Source organism: Streptomyces aureus (genome assembly GCF_000725495.1).
GTDB lineage: Bacteria > Actinomycetota > Actinomycetes > Streptomycetales > Streptomycetaceae > Streptomyces > Streptomyces aureus_B.
On record NZ_JNZD01000004.1, the window covers coordinates 821,390 to 837,680 of the forward strand.

15 protein-coding genes are annotated in these 16,291 nt (G+C 70.2%); 7 read left to right on the forward strand and 8 right to left on the reverse strand.

The genetic code is table 11. The annotated features are described in order from the left end of the window. Positions 1 to 288 precede the first annotated feature (288 nt). The 3 genes from IO36_RS47345 to IO36_RS09765 all read left to right on the forward strand — a co-directional run bounded on the left by IO36_RS47345 (position 289) and on the right by IO36_RS09765 (position 3,461). Complete coding sequence (locus IO36_RS47345) at positions 289 to 459, forward strand: hypothetical protein (protein WP_167347387.1); 171 nt, start codon at positions 289 to 291, stop codon at positions 457 to 459. 163 nt (positions 460 to 622) lie between these two features. Next, on the forward strand, positions 623 to 1,948 hold the full coding sequence (locus IO36_RS46765) for a hypothetical protein (protein ID WP_063764838.1): 1,326 nt from the start codon (positions 623 to 625) through the stop codon (positions 1,946 to 1,948). Positions 1,949 to 2,396: 448 nt separating this feature from the next. Further along, positions 2,397 to 3,461 (forward strand): aromatic ring-hydroxylating oxygenase subunit alpha, encoded by a 1,065-nt coding sequence (locus IO36_RS09765; protein WP_037618140.1) that lies wholly within the window; start codon positions 2,397 to 2,399, stop codon positions 3,459 to 3,461. A 73-nt stretch (positions 3,462 to 3,534) separates the two neighbouring features. Here the strand turns inward: IO36_RS09765 and IO36_RS09770 are convergent, their stop codons facing one another. Continuing rightward, positions 3,535 to 4,350, reverse strand: coding sequence for an IclR family transcriptional regulator domain-containing protein (locus tag IO36_RS09770; RefSeq protein WP_037618143.1), 816 nt, complete (start codon positions 4,348 to 4,350; stop codon positions 3,535 to 3,537). A 185-nt stretch (positions 4,351 to 4,535) separates the two neighbouring features. On the opposite strand from IO36_RS09770, the gene IO36_RS09775 reads away from it, so the two are divergent. From IO36_RS09775 to IO36_RS09790, 4 genes are read left to right on the forward strand one after another with little or no spacing between them, the layout of a single operon-like run. Then, positions 4,536 to 5,507, forward strand: a complete 972-nt coding sequence (locus IO36_RS09775) for an ABC transporter substrate-binding protein (RefSeq protein WP_037618146.1) — start codon at positions 4,536 to 4,538, stop codon at positions 5,505 to 5,507. After that, positions 5,504 to 6,313, forward strand: a complete 810-nt coding sequence (locus tag IO36_RS09780) for an ABC transporter permease (protein ID WP_245173179.1) — start codon at positions 5,504 to 5,506, stop codon at positions 6,311 to 6,313. The genes IO36_RS09775 and IO36_RS09780 overlap by 4 nt, the downstream gene beginning before the upstream one ends. Next, entirely contained in the window at positions 6,310 to 7,128 is an 819-nt protein-coding gene (locus tag IO36_RS09785) for an ABC transporter permease (protein ID WP_051900209.1), read from the forward strand. Before IO36_RS09780 ends, IO36_RS09785 begins: the two co-directional genes overlap by 4 nt. Before the next feature lie 20 nt (positions 7,129 to 7,148). Then, positions 7,149 to 7,958 (forward strand): ABC transporter ATP-binding protein, encoded by an 810-nt coding sequence (locus IO36_RS09790; protein ID WP_051900211.1) that lies wholly within the window; start codon positions 7,149 to 7,151, stop codon positions 7,956 to 7,958. 34 nt (positions 7,959 to 7,992) lie between these two features. Here the strand turns inward: IO36_RS09790 and IO36_RS09795 are convergent, their stop codons facing one another. From IO36_RS09795 to IO36_RS09825, 7 genes are all read right to left on the reverse strand, one after another. After that, positions 7,993 to 9,594: a glycoside hydrolase family 13 protein gene (locus IO36_RS09795; RefSeq protein ID WP_037618155.1), complete on the reverse strand. Its 1,602-nt coding sequence runs from the start codon at positions 9,592 to 9,594 to the stop codon at positions 7,993 to 7,995. Between the two features lie 39 nt (positions 9,595 to 9,633). Continuing rightward, the gene (locus IO36_RS09800) at positions 9,634 to 10,509 is read right to left on the reverse strand and encodes a carbohydrate ABC transporter permease (RefSeq protein WP_037618158.1); all 876 of its coding nucleotides are present in this window, start codon (positions 10,507 to 10,509) and stop codon (positions 9,634 to 9,636) included. After that, positions 10,506 to 11,477 (reverse strand): carbohydrate ABC transporter permease, encoded by a 972-nt coding sequence (locus IO36_RS09805; RefSeq protein ID WP_037618160.1) that lies wholly within the window; start codon positions 11,475 to 11,477, stop codon positions 10,506 to 10,508. The genes IO36_RS09800 and IO36_RS09805 overlap by 4 nt, the downstream gene beginning before the upstream one ends. A gap of 8 nt (positions 11,478 to 11,485) precedes the next feature. Beyond that, entirely contained in the window at positions 11,486 to 12,838 is a 1,353-nt protein-coding gene (locus IO36_RS09810; RefSeq protein ID WP_037618163.1) for an ABC transporter substrate-binding protein, read from the reverse strand. Positions 12,839 to 13,288: 450 nt separating this feature from the next. Continuing rightward, a complete protein-coding gene (locus IO36_RS09815; RefSeq protein ID WP_078943084.1) occupies positions 13,289 to 14,287 on the reverse strand; it encodes a LacI family DNA-binding transcriptional regulator in 999 nt (332 codons plus the stop codon). 220 nt (positions 14,288 to 14,507) lie between these two features. Further along, a complete protein-coding gene (locus tag IO36_RS09820; RefSeq protein WP_037618168.1) occupies positions 14,508 to 15,197 on the reverse strand; it encodes a GntR family transcriptional regulator in 690 nt (229 codons plus the stop codon). Between the two features lie 119 nt (positions 15,198 to 15,316). Beyond that, on the reverse strand, positions 15,317 to 16,270 hold the full coding sequence (locus IO36_RS09825) for a proline racemase family protein (RefSeq protein ID WP_051900213.1): 954 nt from the start codon (positions 16,268 to 16,270) through the stop codon (positions 15,317 to 15,319). Between the last annotated feature and the right edge of the window lie 21 nt (positions 16,271 to 16,291).

A 16,291-nucleotide genomic window follows, 5' to 3' on the forward strand; every position in this document is an offset into this window, starting at 1 on the left:
CCGCGACCGCGGCCATGTGGCTGAACGGCATCGCCGGGGGCCTCGTCCTGGGTCTGCCTGCCACTCTCGCCCTCGGGGAGCGCCGCACGGGGTTTCACGCCCAGGCCGCCTCGGCCCAGCGGAAGATCAACGCCTGGCAGGCGCCACCCAGGAGCCTCGCACACGTACTCCTCGCAGGACGGATGGAGCCCGCGATGTGCGGTACGGCGGCGACAAGTGGTACGGCGTCCACCGGTCAGAAGACCGTCCGATCCACCCGGCCGCCACGACCCCAGGAGGCGCGGCACCATGGTCCTCTTTCTGATGCTGCTCGCCAGTGCCATCTCGCTGATCGTCATCGGCGCCGTCATGGAGGGCATGCTCCATCTGCTCTCCATCGGCGTGCTGCTCCTCATCGCCGCCGTGCTGTATCTGTTCGTGCGCTCGGTGTCGCGCTCGCGCCCCCGCCCGGCTCGCTGACGCGTGGCGGTAGTCGGCATACCACCACCCCGCATGGCGGCATTCGGCAAGCTGCGGGGCAGCAGCCGATGAACGACGATGGAGACAGCGGTTCGGTGGTGTCCGCCCCGCAGGGCGCATTCCGCCGTGGCGCGCCGAGGACTGCGCGCGGAGGGAGGTCGCCGTGGACCCACCCGCCACCTCCGGCCCGCAGGAACATGGCCGGCACAGGCCGAGCCGTTCTTTGGACCATGCCGAACGGGCGGAGTACGAGCGACTGCGGCGCACTCTGGGCATGCGCAACCGTCGCCTGCGCCTTTGGGGAGCATCCCTGCTCCTCCTGCTGGCTGTTCTCATGGCGCCCATCACCGTCGTCGCCACCTGGGTGAATTCCGAGGTCACCGATACCGATCGGTATGAGCAGACCGTCTCGCCCCTCGCCAGAGACCCCGCCGTCCAGGGTTTGATCATCGATCGTGTCACTGACGGTCTGGTCCACAAGATCGACGTTCGTAAGATCACCGACACGCTCGCCGACATCCTGGCCGACCATGACGCGCCCCGCGTCCTTGTCGACGCGGCCAGGTCACTGGATGAAGAGCTCAAGGGCGGGCTGAGGACCGGCGTGCGCTACACGGTCGCCAGGGTGGTGACGAGCAACGCCTTTGCCAAGGCGTGGGACAGCATCCACCGCGGCACGCACACCGCCGCGACGAACGTCCTCACCGGGGAGGGAGACGGAGCACTCGAGGTCAAGGGCGACACCATCACACTGAACGTCGGCACTGTGATCGAGGAAGTGCAGGAGCAGCTGATCGGCGTGACCCTTGTCGGGGCAGAAGACATTCCTGGGGCCGACAAGTCGATCGTGCTGGTGCACAACGACCATCTGAGTGAGGCCCGTGATGCGGCCCGCTGGCTCGGCGCCGTCGGCCCGTGGTTGCCCTTGGCGGTGGTCGTGCTCGCCGGGCTGGGCATCTGGGCGGCACCTTCACGCCGGGTTGCGCTGATGGCCGCAGGCATCGGCATCGCCGCCATGATGTGCGTGCTGCTCATCGCACTTGCCGTGATGCGCCAGATCTGTCTGGATGCGGCGCCTCCGGCAGCCCAGTCGCAGGACGCCACAGCAGCCCTCTACGACACCCTGGTGAGATTCCTCCGGCAGACCATCTTCACCGTGCTCCTCACCGCCCTGCTGACCGTGATCGCAGGGTATCTGTACGGACACGGCCGCGGTGCCGCCGCCGTGCGCGCGGCCGCCGCCCGATACGTCGAAACCGCCGGGCACGCCCTCGCCCGGACGGGACTGAAGCCAGGTGCCGCCGGACAGTGGCTGCGCACGCACAGGACCCTGACCACGGGTGTCGTCATCGGGGCCGGGATCCTGGTCCTCCTCCTCTGGAACTACCCCACACCCGCCTCCGTGGCCCTTGTGCTCCTGCTCGTCATGGTTGCCCTGGCGATCCTGGGCGTCCTTGCCGCTGCGGCGCAGCGGAGCAACGCCGAGTAGATCGGGGCGCTCCTCACTGTCGCAGACAGCCGACCGCGGCATCCGAACAGGATCCGGGTGCTCGGCGGCCGCACGTTCCGGATTCGGCCCCCTTCGTCCTGCTCGCCACCGTGCTGGGCCCGTCCTGGTGGGAGGACCACATCCTGCCGACGCCGCCGGCCGATCCGGCCGAGGCCCTCAGCGCGCACCCCATTGCCCCGCCAGCCCCTGCCCAGCTCGCAGGACTTCCCTGTGTCGACACTGCGGTGACAAGGGAAGTCGCGAGGTGTTGACGCCGGCTTCGCCATGAGCGGGCGCGGCGGCGGCCGATACGGCCGCAGTCGCGGGTAGTCCACACAGGCACGCTCTCCCGACCACGGGCGTCTTCCGTGAGACGGAAGCGCTGTTGCGCCCTTGCCATGCCCGTCCCGACGATGTCCCCACCATCCGGAGACGGGAGCCGACCATCATGCCGCACATCACCGCCTTCGCCAGGAACCAGTGGTACGTCGCCGCCTTCACCTACGAGGTCGGGCGTGAGCTCGTCGGGCGGACCGTGCTCGGTGAGCCGCTCGTGCTCTACCGGGCCGAGATGGACGGGGCCGCCGTGGTGCTGTCCGACCGGTGCGTGCACCGGCGCTTCCCGCTCTCCGCGAGCCGGCTCGACGGTGACCGGATCGTGTGCGGCTACCACGGGTTCACCTACGACACGACCGGCGCCTGCGTGGGGGTGCCGGGGCAGACACGGATACCGCGCTCCGCCCGCGTCACCTCGTACCCGGTCGTCGAGCAGGACCTGTTCGTCTGGGTCTGGATCGGCGACCCCGCGATCGCCGACCCCGCCTCCGTTCCGCGCGCCGCGCACATGGACTCACCGGACTGGACGACCGTCAGCGGCATGGAACCCGTCGAGGCGGACTACGGACTGCTGGTCGACAACCTGCTGGACCTCTCGCACGAGACCTATCTGCACGGCGGCTACATCGGCACGCCCGAGGTCGCCGAGACACCGATCACCACCGAGGTGGACAAGGAGGCCGGCGTCGTCCGGGTCTCCCGGCGCATGGCCGACGCCGCGTGTCCGCCCTTCTACGCCCGGTCGACCGGCATCGAGGGCCGCATCACGCGCTGGCAGGACATCGAGTACCACGCACCCTGCCTGTACCTGCTGCACAGCAGGATCGCGCCGGCCGGTGTGCTGCCCGAGGCGGACGGCAGTGACCCGGCGGCCTTCCACACCGAGATCACGTACGCCATCACACCGTCCGCCGAGGGCAGGGTGTACGACTTCTGGGCGGTCTCCCGCGACTTCGCCCGCTCGGACGACGGGGTCAGTGCCTTCATGCGGGACCTGAACCACACCGTCGTGATGCAGGACGTCGAGGCGCTCGACCTCCTCCAGCGGACCCTCGCCTCCGAGCCCGCCGGCTACCGGGAAGTGAGCGTCGGCATCGACGCCGGCGGTCTCGCGGCCCGGCGGATCCTGGCCCGTCTGGTCGAGGAGGGCGACAAGCCCGGCGAGGGGGTGCGCTGAGCGGACCCGCCCCTGCCGCTCGTCGGACGGTTCCGGCAGGAGGGCAGGGAGCGGGAGGCGGGCGCCACCGTGCTCATCCGTGGGTCCCGCCGGCGCGGGGAACCGCTCGGCCCGGACCCGTGACGGCCAGGTCCCGTTCGATGCGCGCGACCGTCTCCAGCAGCGGGGGCAGGAGGTCGCGGCGGACCGAATCCAGGCTGTTGCGGCTGGCGTGGACGGGGATGTTCACGGCCGCCACGACGTCGCCGCCCCGGTCGCGCACCGGGGCCGCGACGGAGCGCAGCCCCTCCTCCAACTCCTGGTCCACGATGGCGAATCCCTGGCGCCGGGCCCGGTCCAGTTCCGCTCTCAGACGGTCCGGCGCGGTGATCGTGCGCGGGGTCAGGGGGCGCTGATCGACCCGTTTCAGCCGGGCGCCGATCTCGTCGTCCGGCAGGTGCGCGAGGATCACCCGGCCGACCGAGGTGACATGGGCCGGGAAGCGGGTGCCGACGGTGATCGCCGCCGTCATGATGCGCCGGGTGGGGACCCGCGCCACGTACACGATGTCGTCGCCGTCGAGGACGCAGAGCGAGCTCGACTCCCCCACCTGCTCGGCGAGTTGCTTCAGATGGGGCAGGGCGAGGTCCGGCAGGCCGAAGCCGGAGAGGTAGGCGTAGCCGAGTTCCAGCACGCGCGGGGTGAGCCGGAAGACGCGGCCGTCCGTGTGGACGTATCCGAGGTCGACCAGGGTCAGCAGGAAGCGGCGGGCCGCCGCGCGGGTCAGGTCGCAGCCGCGCGCGACCTCACTGAGGGTCAGTTCCGGTCGGTCCGGCCCGAACACGCGGATGACGGCGAGTCCGCGTTCGAAGGACCGGACGAAGTGGGGTGCTCGGTCTGCTGCAGGCATCGTCGCCTCCAGAGGGACGCACGGAGTGCTCTCCGCACCGGGCGGAGCACGCTTCGATAACTGTCAACAATATTGTCAGCCAAGCCCATTGACCCGGCAGGGACAGGGTTCTACCTTCGCGCTGAGCACCATTGTGCGGTGTGCGCACACCCTGTCGGAACACTCTCGTCTGCACAGGAGGAGCCATGCGTCGTCTGCTCGCCGGGATCGCGGTCGGAGCCGTGCTGGTCGCCGCGTCGGCCTGCGGTTCTTCGGACGGCGGTGGCGCCTCGGACAAGAACTCCTCGTCCGGCGGCACCACCACCGTCAAACTGGGGGTCATCCCCATCGTCGACGTCGCCCCGGTCTATCTGGGCCAGAAGAAGGGCTTCTACAAGAAGCACGGGCTGACGCTGTCGATGTCGACCGCCCAGGGCGGCGCCGCGATCGTCCCCGCCGTCGTCTCGGGCCAGTCCCAGTTCGGGTTCTCCAACATGACCTCGCTGATGATCGCCCAGTCCAACGGCGTTCCGGTGAAGGCCGTCGCGAACGGCGTCGCCTCGACGGGCGTGGCGGGCGCGGACTTCGGCGCCATCACGGTCAAGAAGGGCAGCGCGATCACGTCGGCCAAGGACCTGGAGGGCAAGAAGGTCGCGGTCAACACGCTGAAGAACATCAACGAGACGGCCGTGCGCGAGTCGGTGCGCAAGGCCGGCGGCGACCCGTCCAAGGTGAAGTTCGTCGAGCTCGCCTTCGACCAGATGCCCGCGGCCCTGGACAGCGGCCAGATCGACGCCGCGATGGTGGTCGAGCCCGCGCTCGCCACCGTCAAGAGCCAGGGCGCGACCGAGATCGCCTCCTCCCTGGTCGACGTGGCGAAGAACCTCACCGTCGCCATGTACTTCACCTCGAACCAGTACGCGCAGCAACACCCGGACGTGGTCAAGAAGTTCCAGGAGGCGACCGCGGAGTCCCTCGCCTACGCCGACGCGCACCCGGAGGAGGTCCGGGCGATCGTCACCACGTACACCACGATCCCCGCGGCGGTCCTGGCGAAGGTGACCCTGCCGAAGTGGCCGGCCGAGCCGGACCGGGCCTCGATCGAGACGCTGGAGAAGCTGGGCGAGCAGGACGGCCTCTTCAAGTCGGCGCCCGATCTGGACAAACTGCTGCCGTGAACCCCACGTCACCGCGCGGCGGCGGCCCCTGCGGACGGGCCGTGAACGCCGCACTGGGCGCCGCCGGACTCGCGGCCTTCCTCGCCCTCGGCGAGGCGGTGCCGCGGCTCGGCCTCGTCGAGGAGCGCTTCTTCCCTCCGACCAGCCGCATCGCACGGGCCCTGGTCGACGAGTTCGCCGACCGCGCCTTCTGGACCGATCTCGGCGACACCCTCACGGGCTGGGCGCTGGGCCTGGCGATCGCCGTCGGCGCGGGCATCGTGGCGGGGGTGGTCGTCTCGGTCGTCCCGTATCTGCGCGAGGCGACCGCCTCGACGATCGAGTTCCTGCGGCCCATCCCCTCCGTGGCCCTGATCCCGCTGGCCGTCCTGCTCTACGGCACCGAACTGCGGTCGGTGCTGCTTCTGGTCGTGTACGCCTCCTTCTGGCAGGTCCTGGTCCAGGTCATGTACGGGGTGCGGGACGTCGACCCGGTGGCCGAGGAGACGGCACGCTCGTACGGGCTCGGCACCTGGGCCCGGATCCGGCACGTGCTGTGGCCCACCGCCCTCCCCTACGTGATGACCGGGGTCCGGCTCGCCGCTGCCGTCGCGCTCATCCTCACCGTCACCGCCGAACTCGTCATCGGCGCTCCGGGGCTGGGCGCGCGGATCGCGGTCGCCCAGACCTCGCAGGCGGTGCCCGAGCTGTACGCGCTGATCGTCGTCACGGGTCTGCTCGGGCTGCTCATCAACGTGGGCGCGCGGTCGGTGGAGCGGTACGCGCTGGCCTGGCACCAGTCGGTGCGCGGGGAGGTGACGGTGTGACCGGCGTCCCCGCCGGGCGGACCCGGCCGGGCGCGTGGGGCGGCCTCCTGCTGCGCGCGCTGTTCGTCGTGGCGCTCCCCGCCCTGCTGTTCACGCTGTGGTGGCTCGCCTCGGACGACAGCACCGACGTCTACTGGCCGCCGCTGCGCACGATCCTGCGGACCTTCCCCGACGTCTGGACGCGCGCCCGGCTCCGCGCCGACCTGCTGCCCAGTGTGCTGCGGCTGCTCGCCGGCTACGCGCTAGCCGCCGTGGCCGGCGTCGGACTCGGTACGGTCGTCGGCTCGTACCGGAGGGTGCGAGCGGTGTGCGAACCGGTCCTGGAGTTCCTGCGGGCGGTGCCGCCGCCCGTCCTCGTTCCGGTCATCATGCTGTTCGCGGGCATCGGGGACACGATGAAGATCGTCGTGATCGCGAGCGGCTGTGTGTGGCCGGTCCTGCTCAACACGATCGAGGGCGTGCGCGCCGTGGACTCCGTGATGTCCGAGACGGCGCGCTCGTACGGTGTCACGGGAGCGGCCCGGATCCGGTCCGTCGTGCTGCCGTCGGCGAGCCCGCAGATCTTCGCGGGGCTGCGCCAGGCGCTGTCCGTCGGCATCATCCTGATGGTCATCAGCGAGATGTTCGCGGCCAGCAACGGACTCGGCTTCACGATCGTGCAGTTCCAGCGCGGCTTCGCGATCCCCGACATGTGGACCGGGATCCTCGTCCTCGGCCTGCTCGGCTTCGTCCTGTCGGTGGTCTTCCGGCTGGTCGAGCGCCGGGTGCTCGGCTGGTACCACGGTCTGCGCGACTCCTCCAGGCGGTCCCCGTGACGCATCCGAAAGGGCGGTCCATGCACGCGTCTTTGGTCGTATCCGGACTGCGGAAGGTCTACGAGGGGTCGGGGCGCCGGGTGGAGGCGGTCCGCGACCTCACCTTCACGGTGGACGCGGGTGAACTCGTGTGTCTGGTCGGCCCGTCGGGCTGCGGCAAGACCACGCTGCTGAAGTGCATGGCCGGTCTGCTGGCGCCGACCTCGGGCGAGGTGCTGCTCGGGGGCCGGCGGGTGAGCGGGCCGCCGCCCGGCATGGCGTTCGTGTTCCAGGAGTACGGCCGCAGTCTGTTCCCCTGGATGAGGGTCGGCGAGAACGTCGAACTCCCGCTGCGGCAGAAGAAGCTGGGCAGGGCGCGACGCGGGGAACTCGTCGCCGACGCACTGGAGTCCGTCGGTCTGGCCGATGCCGCGGGAGCCTATCCGTGGCAGCTGTCCGGCGGGATGCAGCAACGGGTCGCGATCGCGCGGGCCCTGGCCTACGAGCCCGAAGTCCTGCTCATGGACGAGCCGTTCGCGGCGGTCGACGCGCAGACCCGAGCCGATCTGGAGGATCTGGTGCGCCGGCTGTGGCGGGAGCGCGGGATCACGGTCCTGTTCGTGACCCATGACATCGACGAGGCCGTCTATCTGGGCGAGCGGGTGCTGGTGCTCTCGGCCTCGCCCACCGTCGTACAGGAGCAGCTGAAGGTCGATCTTCCGGCGGAGCGGGACCAGTTGCACACCCGGGTGTCCCCGCGCTTCGCCGAGTTGCGGACCCGAGTGTACGAGCAGATCCAGGCGGCGAAACGCGGGGAGCCGGCCGTCGAGGACGTGCCCCCGCCCCGGTGATTCCCGGGGCCGGGGACACGGTGAGAGCGGTCCCTCAGGCGCGCAGCCAGATGGCGGTGTCCGGCGGAAGGAGCCCGTCGTCGGTCAACGAGCCGCTGCTCAGGAGCAGTTGAGTGTGTTCGGGCAGCGGGACCGGGCCGTCGCTCAGGTTGACGGCGCACAGCAGCCCGTCCCCGCGGGCGAAGGCGAGGACGCCCCCCGGCGCGGGCAGCCAGTCGAGCGGGCCGTCGCCGAAGCCCGCCTCGTCGCGGCGCAGACGCAGTGCGGTCCGGTAGAGACGCAGCATCGAGTCGGGGTCGTCCGCCTGGCGGTCGGCCGCGTACACGTGCCAGTCGGCGGGCTGCGGAAGCCAGGGCTCGCCGCCGAACCCGGCGTGTTCCTCGGCGGCCGTCCAGGGCAGCGGGACCCGGCAGCCGTCGCGGCCCGGGTCCGTGCCGCCCGAGCGCAGATACATCGGGTCCTGGATGCTCTCGCGCGGCAACTCCACCTCGGGGAGGCCGAGTTCCTCGCCCTGGTAGACGTAGACGGCGCCGGGGAGCGCGAGCGAGAGCAGTGCCGCGGCGCGGGCCCGGCGGGTGCCGAGCGCCAGGTCGGTAGGCGTGCCGAAGGCCTTGGCGGTGAAGTCGAAGCCGGTCTCCGCGCGGCCGTAACGGGTGACCGTGCGGGTCACGTCGTGGTTGCACAACACCCAGGTGGCGGGCGCGCCGACCGGGGCGTGTTCGGCGAGGGTCTCGTCGATGGAGGTCCGCAGCCGGTCCGCGTCCCAGGGGCAGGACAGGAAGGAGAAGTTGAAGGCGGTGTGCAGTTCGTCGGGGCGCAGATAGCGGGCGAAGCGCTCGGAGTCGGGGAGCCAGACCTCGCCGACGAAGATGCCGTCGTAGGCGTCGGCGACCTCGCGCCAGGAGCGGTAGATGTCGTGGAGCTCGTCGCGGTCGACGTAGGGGTTGGGGTCGCGGCCCTCGACGTAGTCGGGCAGGTCCGGGTCCTTGGCGAGCAGGGCGGCCGAGTCGATGCGCACGCCGGCGACCCCGCGCTCGAACCAGAAGCGCAGGATCTCCTCGTGCTCGCGGCGGACGGCGGGATGGTCCCAGTTGAGGTCGGGCTGCTGGGGGGTGAAGAGGTGGAGGTACCAGTCGCCGTCGGGCAGCCGGGTCCACACCGGCTCGGTGGAGCCGGCGAACTGGGACGGCCAGTCGTTGGGCGGGAGTTCGCCGTGCTCGCCGCGTCCGGGCCGGAAGTGGAACAGCTCCCGCTCGGGGCCGCCGGCCAGCGCCGCCCGGAACCAGGGGTGCTGGTCGGAGACATGGTTCGGGACGATGTCGACCAGGGTGCGGATGCCCAGTTCGCGGGCCTCGGCGATGAGCTTCTCGGCCTCGGCGAGCGTGCCGAAGGCCGGGTCGATCGTGCGGTAGTCGGCGACGTCGTAGCCGCCGTCGGCCAGGGGCGAGAGGTACCAGGGGTTGAACCAGAGCGCGTCCACGCCGAGTTCGGCGAGGTACGGGAGTCTGGCGCGGACGCCCGCGAGGTCGCCGGTGCCGTCGCCGTCGCCGTCCGCGAAGCTGCGGACGTACACCTGGTAGATGACGGCGGAACGCCACCACGCGGACTGATTTCGGGCAGGGCGGGGCTGTCCCACGGTGCGTTGCCTTTCGTTCGAGGAGGTCGGGTACGGGCGTCAGCCCTTGGTGCTGCCCGCGCTGATCCCGGCGATGATGTGCCGCTGGAAGACCAGGAACATCACGACCATGGGGATGCTGGCGATCACCATCGCGGCGATGAGCACGGTCAGCTGGATGTTCTGCGACAGCTGGACGAGCGCCACGCTGATGGGCTGCTTGTCGGTGTCGGAGAAGACCATCAGCGGCCAGAGGAAGTCCTGCCAGACGGCGACCAGGGCGAAGATCGACACGACTCCGAGGACGGGCCGGGACATCGGCAGCACGATCGACCACAGGGTGCGCAGCTTCCCGGCGCCGTCGATCTCGGCGGCCTCCAGGACGTCGCGCGGGATCTGGTCGAAGAAGCGCTTGAGGAGGTAGAGGTTGAAGGCGTTGGCGACGGCCGGCAGCCAGATGCCGAGGGGCGAGTTGAGCAGGCTGGTGTGCAGGACGGGCAGGTCGGCGACGGTCAGATACTTGGGGACCACCAGGGCCTGCGCGGGGACCATCAGGGTGGCGAGGATGCCGCCGAGGATCACCTTGCCGAACACCGGCTTCAGCTTGGACAGGGCGTAGGCGGCGGCCGTGCAGAACACCAGCTGGAGCAGCCAGGCGCCGGTCGCCTGGACGACGGTGTTCCACAGATGGGTGGGCAGGTCCATCAGGTCCCAGGCGTCGGTGTAACCGCCCACGTGCCAGTGCTCGGGCAGGAGGGTCGGCGGCGTGCGCGTGACCTCGTCCGGCGACTTCATGGCGCCGGTGACCATCCAGTAGACGGGGAAGAGGAAGGCCAGCGCGAAGAGCAGGACCACTCCGCCGAAGACGGTCCAGTAGATCGCCCGGCCGCGCGGGCGGCCCAGGGTGAGCGGAGAGATCAGGGTGCGGGTGCTCACGCGTCCTCCCCTTCGGAGCGGGTCAGCCGCAGGTAGAGGGCGGAGAAGGCGCTGAGCAGGACGAGCAGCATGACGCTCAGGGCGCAGGCTCCGCCGAAGTCGTTGTAGAGGAAGGCGTACTTGTAGATCAGGTAGAGCACGGTGACGGTCCGGTCCTCGGGACCGCCGCCGGTGATCACGAACGGTTCGGTGAACACCTGCATGGTGGCGATGATCTGAAGCAGCATCAGCATGAGGATGATGAAGCGCGTCTGAGGGATCGTCACATGGCGGATGCGCTGGAGCAGGCTCGCCCCGTCCAGCTCGGCGGCCTCGTACAGCTCGCCGGGGATGCTCTGGAGCGCGGCGAGGTAGATGAGGACGGTGCCGCCGAGGTTGGCCCAGGTGGCGACGATCACCAGCGACACGAGGGCGGTGTCGGCGCCGTTGGACCAGTTCGAGGTCGGCAGGTGCAGTGCGCGCAGCGCCTCGTTGGCGAGGCCGGCCCCGGGATCGTAGAACCACTTCCACAGCAGGGCGCTGACCACCGGCGGGATCATCACCGGCAGATAGACCACGACCCGGAAGAACGCCTTGGCGTGCCGCAGTTCGTTCAGGACCAGCGCCGTCACGAACGGGACGGCGAAGCCGATGAGCAGGGCGAGGACGGTGAAGGTGAGGGTGTTGCGCCAGGCTGCGGTGAACTCGGGGTCGTGGAAGACCCGGGTGAAGTTGGCGGTGCCGACCCACTCGCCGCCACTGCCGGGCGTGTACTTCTGGAAGGCGATCACGACGGCGCGGATCGCCGGGTACCAGGAGAACAGGGCGAAACAGATCAGGCCGCCGGCCAGGAAGGCGTAGGCGCGGAACTGGTCGGCCAGGCGCCGGTGCGATGATCCCCCGGTCCGGCGCCCGGCCGACCGCGGCGCCTCCGGCGCGCCGACGGCGGCCGGAGGGAGCACTGCGGGGGGCTTCGATGCGGTCTTCATGAACGGTGTCAGCCTCGGGCCAGGATGGCGTCGATCTTGCCGGAGGCGTCCTTGAGGAGCTGGTCGACGTCGGCGTCCTTCTTGGTCAGGACGGCGGACACGGCGGCGTCCAGGACGGAGTAGATCTGCTGGGCCTGCGGCGGCTCGATCTTCATCTGCAGGCTCTGGTTGCCGTCGAGGAAGGCCTGGTAGTTCTCCACGGGAACGTTGGCGTTGGCCTTCTTGACCTGCTGGTCCTTGGCGTCGGCCGCTCCGGTGAACAGGCGCGGCTCGGGCAGGCCGACGGGCGCGTTGTTCTGCTTGGCGCGGGCGTAGTCGCCGAGGAAGCCCTTTCCGGGGGTCAGGAACATGTGGTCGAGCCACTTGAGGCCGGCCTTGATCTGAGCCGGGGTGTCCTTCTTGTTGAACATGTAGCCGTCACCGCCGATGAGCGTCCCCTTGCCGCCGGGCATCGGGGCCAGGGCCAGGTCGTTGTAGTTCCCGCCCTTCTCCTTGACGAGGATCGGGATGTTGTCGGGCGCGGAGAGGTACATGCCGAGCTTGCCGGCGCCCATCATCTGCTGGACGTCGTTGATGACCAGCAGCTGCTTGCTGCCCATGGAGTTGTCGGCCCAGCGCATGTCCTTCAGGTTCTGCAGGACCGCCTTGCCCTCGGGGGTGTCGACCGTGGCCTTCTTGCCGTCCTCGGAGACGACGTTCCCGCCCTGGGAGTAGACCTCGGCGGTGAAGTGCCAGCCGCCCTGGTTCTGGGCGCTGTAGTCGGCGTAGCCGACGGTCCCCTTGCCGAGCGCGGCGATCTTCTTGGCGTCCGCGCGCAGCTCCTCCCAGGTGGCCGGCGGCTTGTCCGGGTCGAGGCCGGCCTTCTTGAACAGGGCCTTGTTGTAGATCAGGCCCATCGAGTAGCCGGTGCGCGGGACGCCGTAGATCTTGCCGTCCACGGTGTAGATGTCGCGCAGCTGCTGCTGGATCGTGCCGTAGCTCTTCAGGTCCTTGACGTACGGCGTGATGTCGGCGGCCTGGTTGACGTCGACGACGTGCTTGACGTCGGTGAAGTACGTGTAGAACACGTCCTCCATCTGGCCTCCGGCGAGCTTGGCGTCGAAGGTCTTGGGGTCCTGGCACGGGAACGCGTCGTGGGTGACGACGTCGATGGCCGGGTTGGCCTTCTCGAAGGCCGCGACGTCGGCGTCGAAGAACGAGCGGTCGGTCTTCGCGCTCTTCGGCGGCTCGCAGTTGACGGTGATGCGGGTCTTTCCGTTGGCCGCATCGTCGTCGCCGCTCGAACCGCACGCGGCGGCGGTGAACGCGACGGAGGACGCCATGAGCATGACGAAGCTACGGCGGAACCCGGTACTTCTCATTGGTGGACCCCTTCGGGCTGGAGCGAGGAAGGCCCACGGCGGGCTTGCCGCCGTGTTCTGGCGCCGCACACTCAAGCACCGTCGACATCGGTCCGCAAGATGTCGCGCAGAATCTGTAATTATTTGACAGCGGATGGGGGTGTCCGTGGCAGGGGGTTGCGTAGCGGAGTCATGGGTCCCGGTTCCGTGGGCGGGACGGGGGGTGGGGGCGCGGTCAGGGCTGCGCGGCCTCGCGCTTCGCCCTGCGCTCAGTCGTGCGCTCAGTCGTGCGCTCAGTCGTGCGCTCAGTCGTGCGCTCAGTCCTGCGCTCAGTCCTGCGCCTAGCCGCGCGGCTGAGGTCCTTGGGCCAGCCCTGGGGGTTGGCGCTGGGGGTTGGCGCTGGGGCTCGGTTCTGTGGCTCAGCCCTGTGGGTCGGCTATGGGGCTCGGTTCTGGGGCCTGGTTCTGGGGCTCAGCTGCGGGGGGCCTGCGCGGTCGAGCCGCGCACCACCAGTTCCGGCTCGAACAGAAGCTCCTCGGGGGTCACGCTGCCGCCCCCGATCTGCGCGTTCAGCAGTTCCACCGCGGCGCGTCCCATGGCCTCGATCGGCTGGCGGACGGTGGTCAGCGGGGGCTCGGTGCAGTTCATGAACGCCGAGTCGTCGTAGCCGACCACGGAGATGTCGCCGGGGACGCTGAGCCCCTTGCGGCGCGCGGCCCGTACGGCGCCGAGCGCGAGCGGGTCGCTGGCGCAGATGATGCCGGTGACACCCCGGTCCAGCAGCCGCGCGGCCGCGGCCTGGCCGCCCTCCAGCGAGAACATCGCCCGCGCCACGTGCTCGTCCGGGAGGTCGGGCGCGAGGGCGCGGGCGGCCGCGAGCTTGCGGCCGGACGGCATGTGGTCGCCGGGGCCCAGGACCAGGCCGATCCGCTCGTGGCCGAGCGAGGCCAGATGACGCCATGCCTGCTCGACGGCCACGGCGTCGTCGCAGGACACGCACGGGAAACCGAGGTGCTCGATGGCGGCGTTGACCAGCACCACCGGGATGTTGCGGTCCGCCAGTTCGCGGTAGTGGTCGTGCGGGGCGTCGGCCTGCGCGTACAGGCCGCCGGCGAACACCACCCCGGAGACCTGCTGCTGGAGCAGCAGGTCCACGTAGTCCGCCTCGGAGACCCCGCCCTTGGTCTGGGTGCACAGCACCGGGGTGAGGCCGAGCTGGGCGAGCGCCCCGCCGATCACCTCGGCGAAGGCGGGGAAGATCGGGTTCTGCAGCTCGGGCAGGACGAGGCCGACGAGCCGCGCGCGTTCACCGCGCAGCTGGGTGGGCCGTTCGTAGCCGAGGACGTCCAGGGCGGAGAGGACCGCCTGCCGGGTGGAGTCCGAGACACCGGGCTTGCCGTTGAGCACCCGGCTGACCGTGGCCTCGCTGACCCCGACCTTCTTCGCCACCTGAGCAAGTCGTCGCGTCATGCGCGCAAGAATAGCGCAAGAATTGCAAACTGCTTGCGTAAGGGGTCGGCTCGTTCGTGTTCACAGGAAGCGTGGGTGGGGGGCGGGTCGTCGTGGTGGCGGCTACTGCTCTTGGCCGCTGTCGGCTTGCCTGTGTTGTGGCTTCTTGGGCGGCTGCGCTTGGTTTCGTAGGTGCGGTGGTTCCTTCGGGTGCGGGCCATAGTCTGCAACAAGGGGTTCCTCAGGGCGCCGCCCACAGGCCGCGGACATGGCCGAGGTGGCGGGTCATCACCGCGCGCACGGCGCGTTCGTCCCGCTCCAGGAGCGCGTCGAGGAGCTCGAGGTGCTCCCGCGCCGATTCCTCCAGACGGCCCGCCCGGACCAGCGCATCGAGCCCGTACAGGCGCGAGCGCTTGCGCAGGTCGCCCACGACCTCGACCAGGTGGGAGTTGCCCGCCAGCGCCAGCAGACCCAGGTGGAAGCGGATGTCCGCCTCCACATAGGCGATCAGGTCGCCGGCCGCCGCCGCGGTCACGATCTCCCGGGCCGCCGGGCGCAGCGCCTCCAGCGACACGGGGTCCGCCGTCGCCGCCAGACCCACGACCGTGGGAACCTCGATGAGCGAGCGGATGTGGGTGTATTCGTCGAGCTGCTTCTCCGAGACGGCCGTCACCCGGAAACCCTTGTTCGGGACCGTGTCGACCAGTCCCTCCTTGGCCAGGTCGAGCATCGCCTCGCGGACCGGCGTCGCCGAGACGCCGAACCGGGCCGCTAGCGTCGGCGCCGAGTAGACCTCGCCGGGCCGCAGCTCTCCCGCGATCAGCGCGGCGCGCAGCGCGTCGGCCACGCGCTCGCGGTAGCTGCTCCGCCTGCCGCCCAGCGTGGGCAGGTCGGGAGCGGCTGAGGGTGCGCTGCTGCGCTGGGCGGCCATCGGGGTCTCCTCGTACGGGCCTCGGTGCCGCTCAGGGGCCTCGTTCTCCTGCCCTGCGGCACTGTGCCATGTCACGTCTTATCGGGGTTCCCAGTATCCACGGACCGGCGCGGGGCCGCTCACAGGACGAACCCCGCCGGGAACGGGTCCGTCGGGTCGAGCAGGTACTGGGCGGTTCCCGTGATCCATGCGCGTCCCGTGAAGCTGGGCAGCACCGCCGGGAGCCCGGCGACCTCTGTGGTGCCGAGCAGTCGTCCCGTGAACCGTGTGCCGATGAACGACTCGTTCACGAACTCGGTGTCCAGCGGGAGTTCACCGCGGGCGTGCAGCTGGGCCATGCGCGCGCTGGTGCCCGTGCCGCAGGGCGAGCGGTCGAACCAGCCGGGGTGGATCGCCATCGCGTGCCGCGAGTAGCGGGCCGTCGCTCCGGGCGCGTACAGGTGGACGTGGTGGCAGCCCTGGATGGACGGGTCCTCGGGGTGCACGGGGCCGCCGTCGGCGTTGACCGCGTCCATGAGCGCGAGCCCGGCCGCCAGGATCTCGTCCTTGCGGGAGCGGTCGAAGGGCAGGCCGAACTGCTCCAGCGGCAGGATCGCGTAGAAGTTCCCGCCGTAGGCCAGGTCGTAGGTCACGGTACGGCCGTCGGCGAGTGTCGCCTTGCGGTCGAGGGCGACGGCGAACGAGGGCACGTTCTTGAGCGTGACCTCCTTGGCCGCGCCGTCCTCCACGGCGACCTCGGCCACGACGAGGCCGGCCGGGGTGTCGAGCCGGATCGTGGTGACGGGTTCGACGACCTCGACCATGCCGGTCTCCACCAGCACGGTCGCCACGCCGATCGTGCCGTGTCCGCACATCGGGAGATAGCCCGAGACCTCGATGTAGATCACGCCGTAGTCGCAGTCGGGCCGGGTGGGCGGCTGGAGGATCGCCCCGCTCATTGCCGCGTGGCCGCGCGGCTCGTTCATGAGGAGTTGCTTGATGTCGTCGCGGTGCTCGCGGAAGTAGAGCCGCCGCTCGTTCATGGTCGCGCCGGGGATGGTGCCGATGCCGCCGGTGATCACCCGGGTCGGCATGCCCTCGGTGGTCCGGTGGGT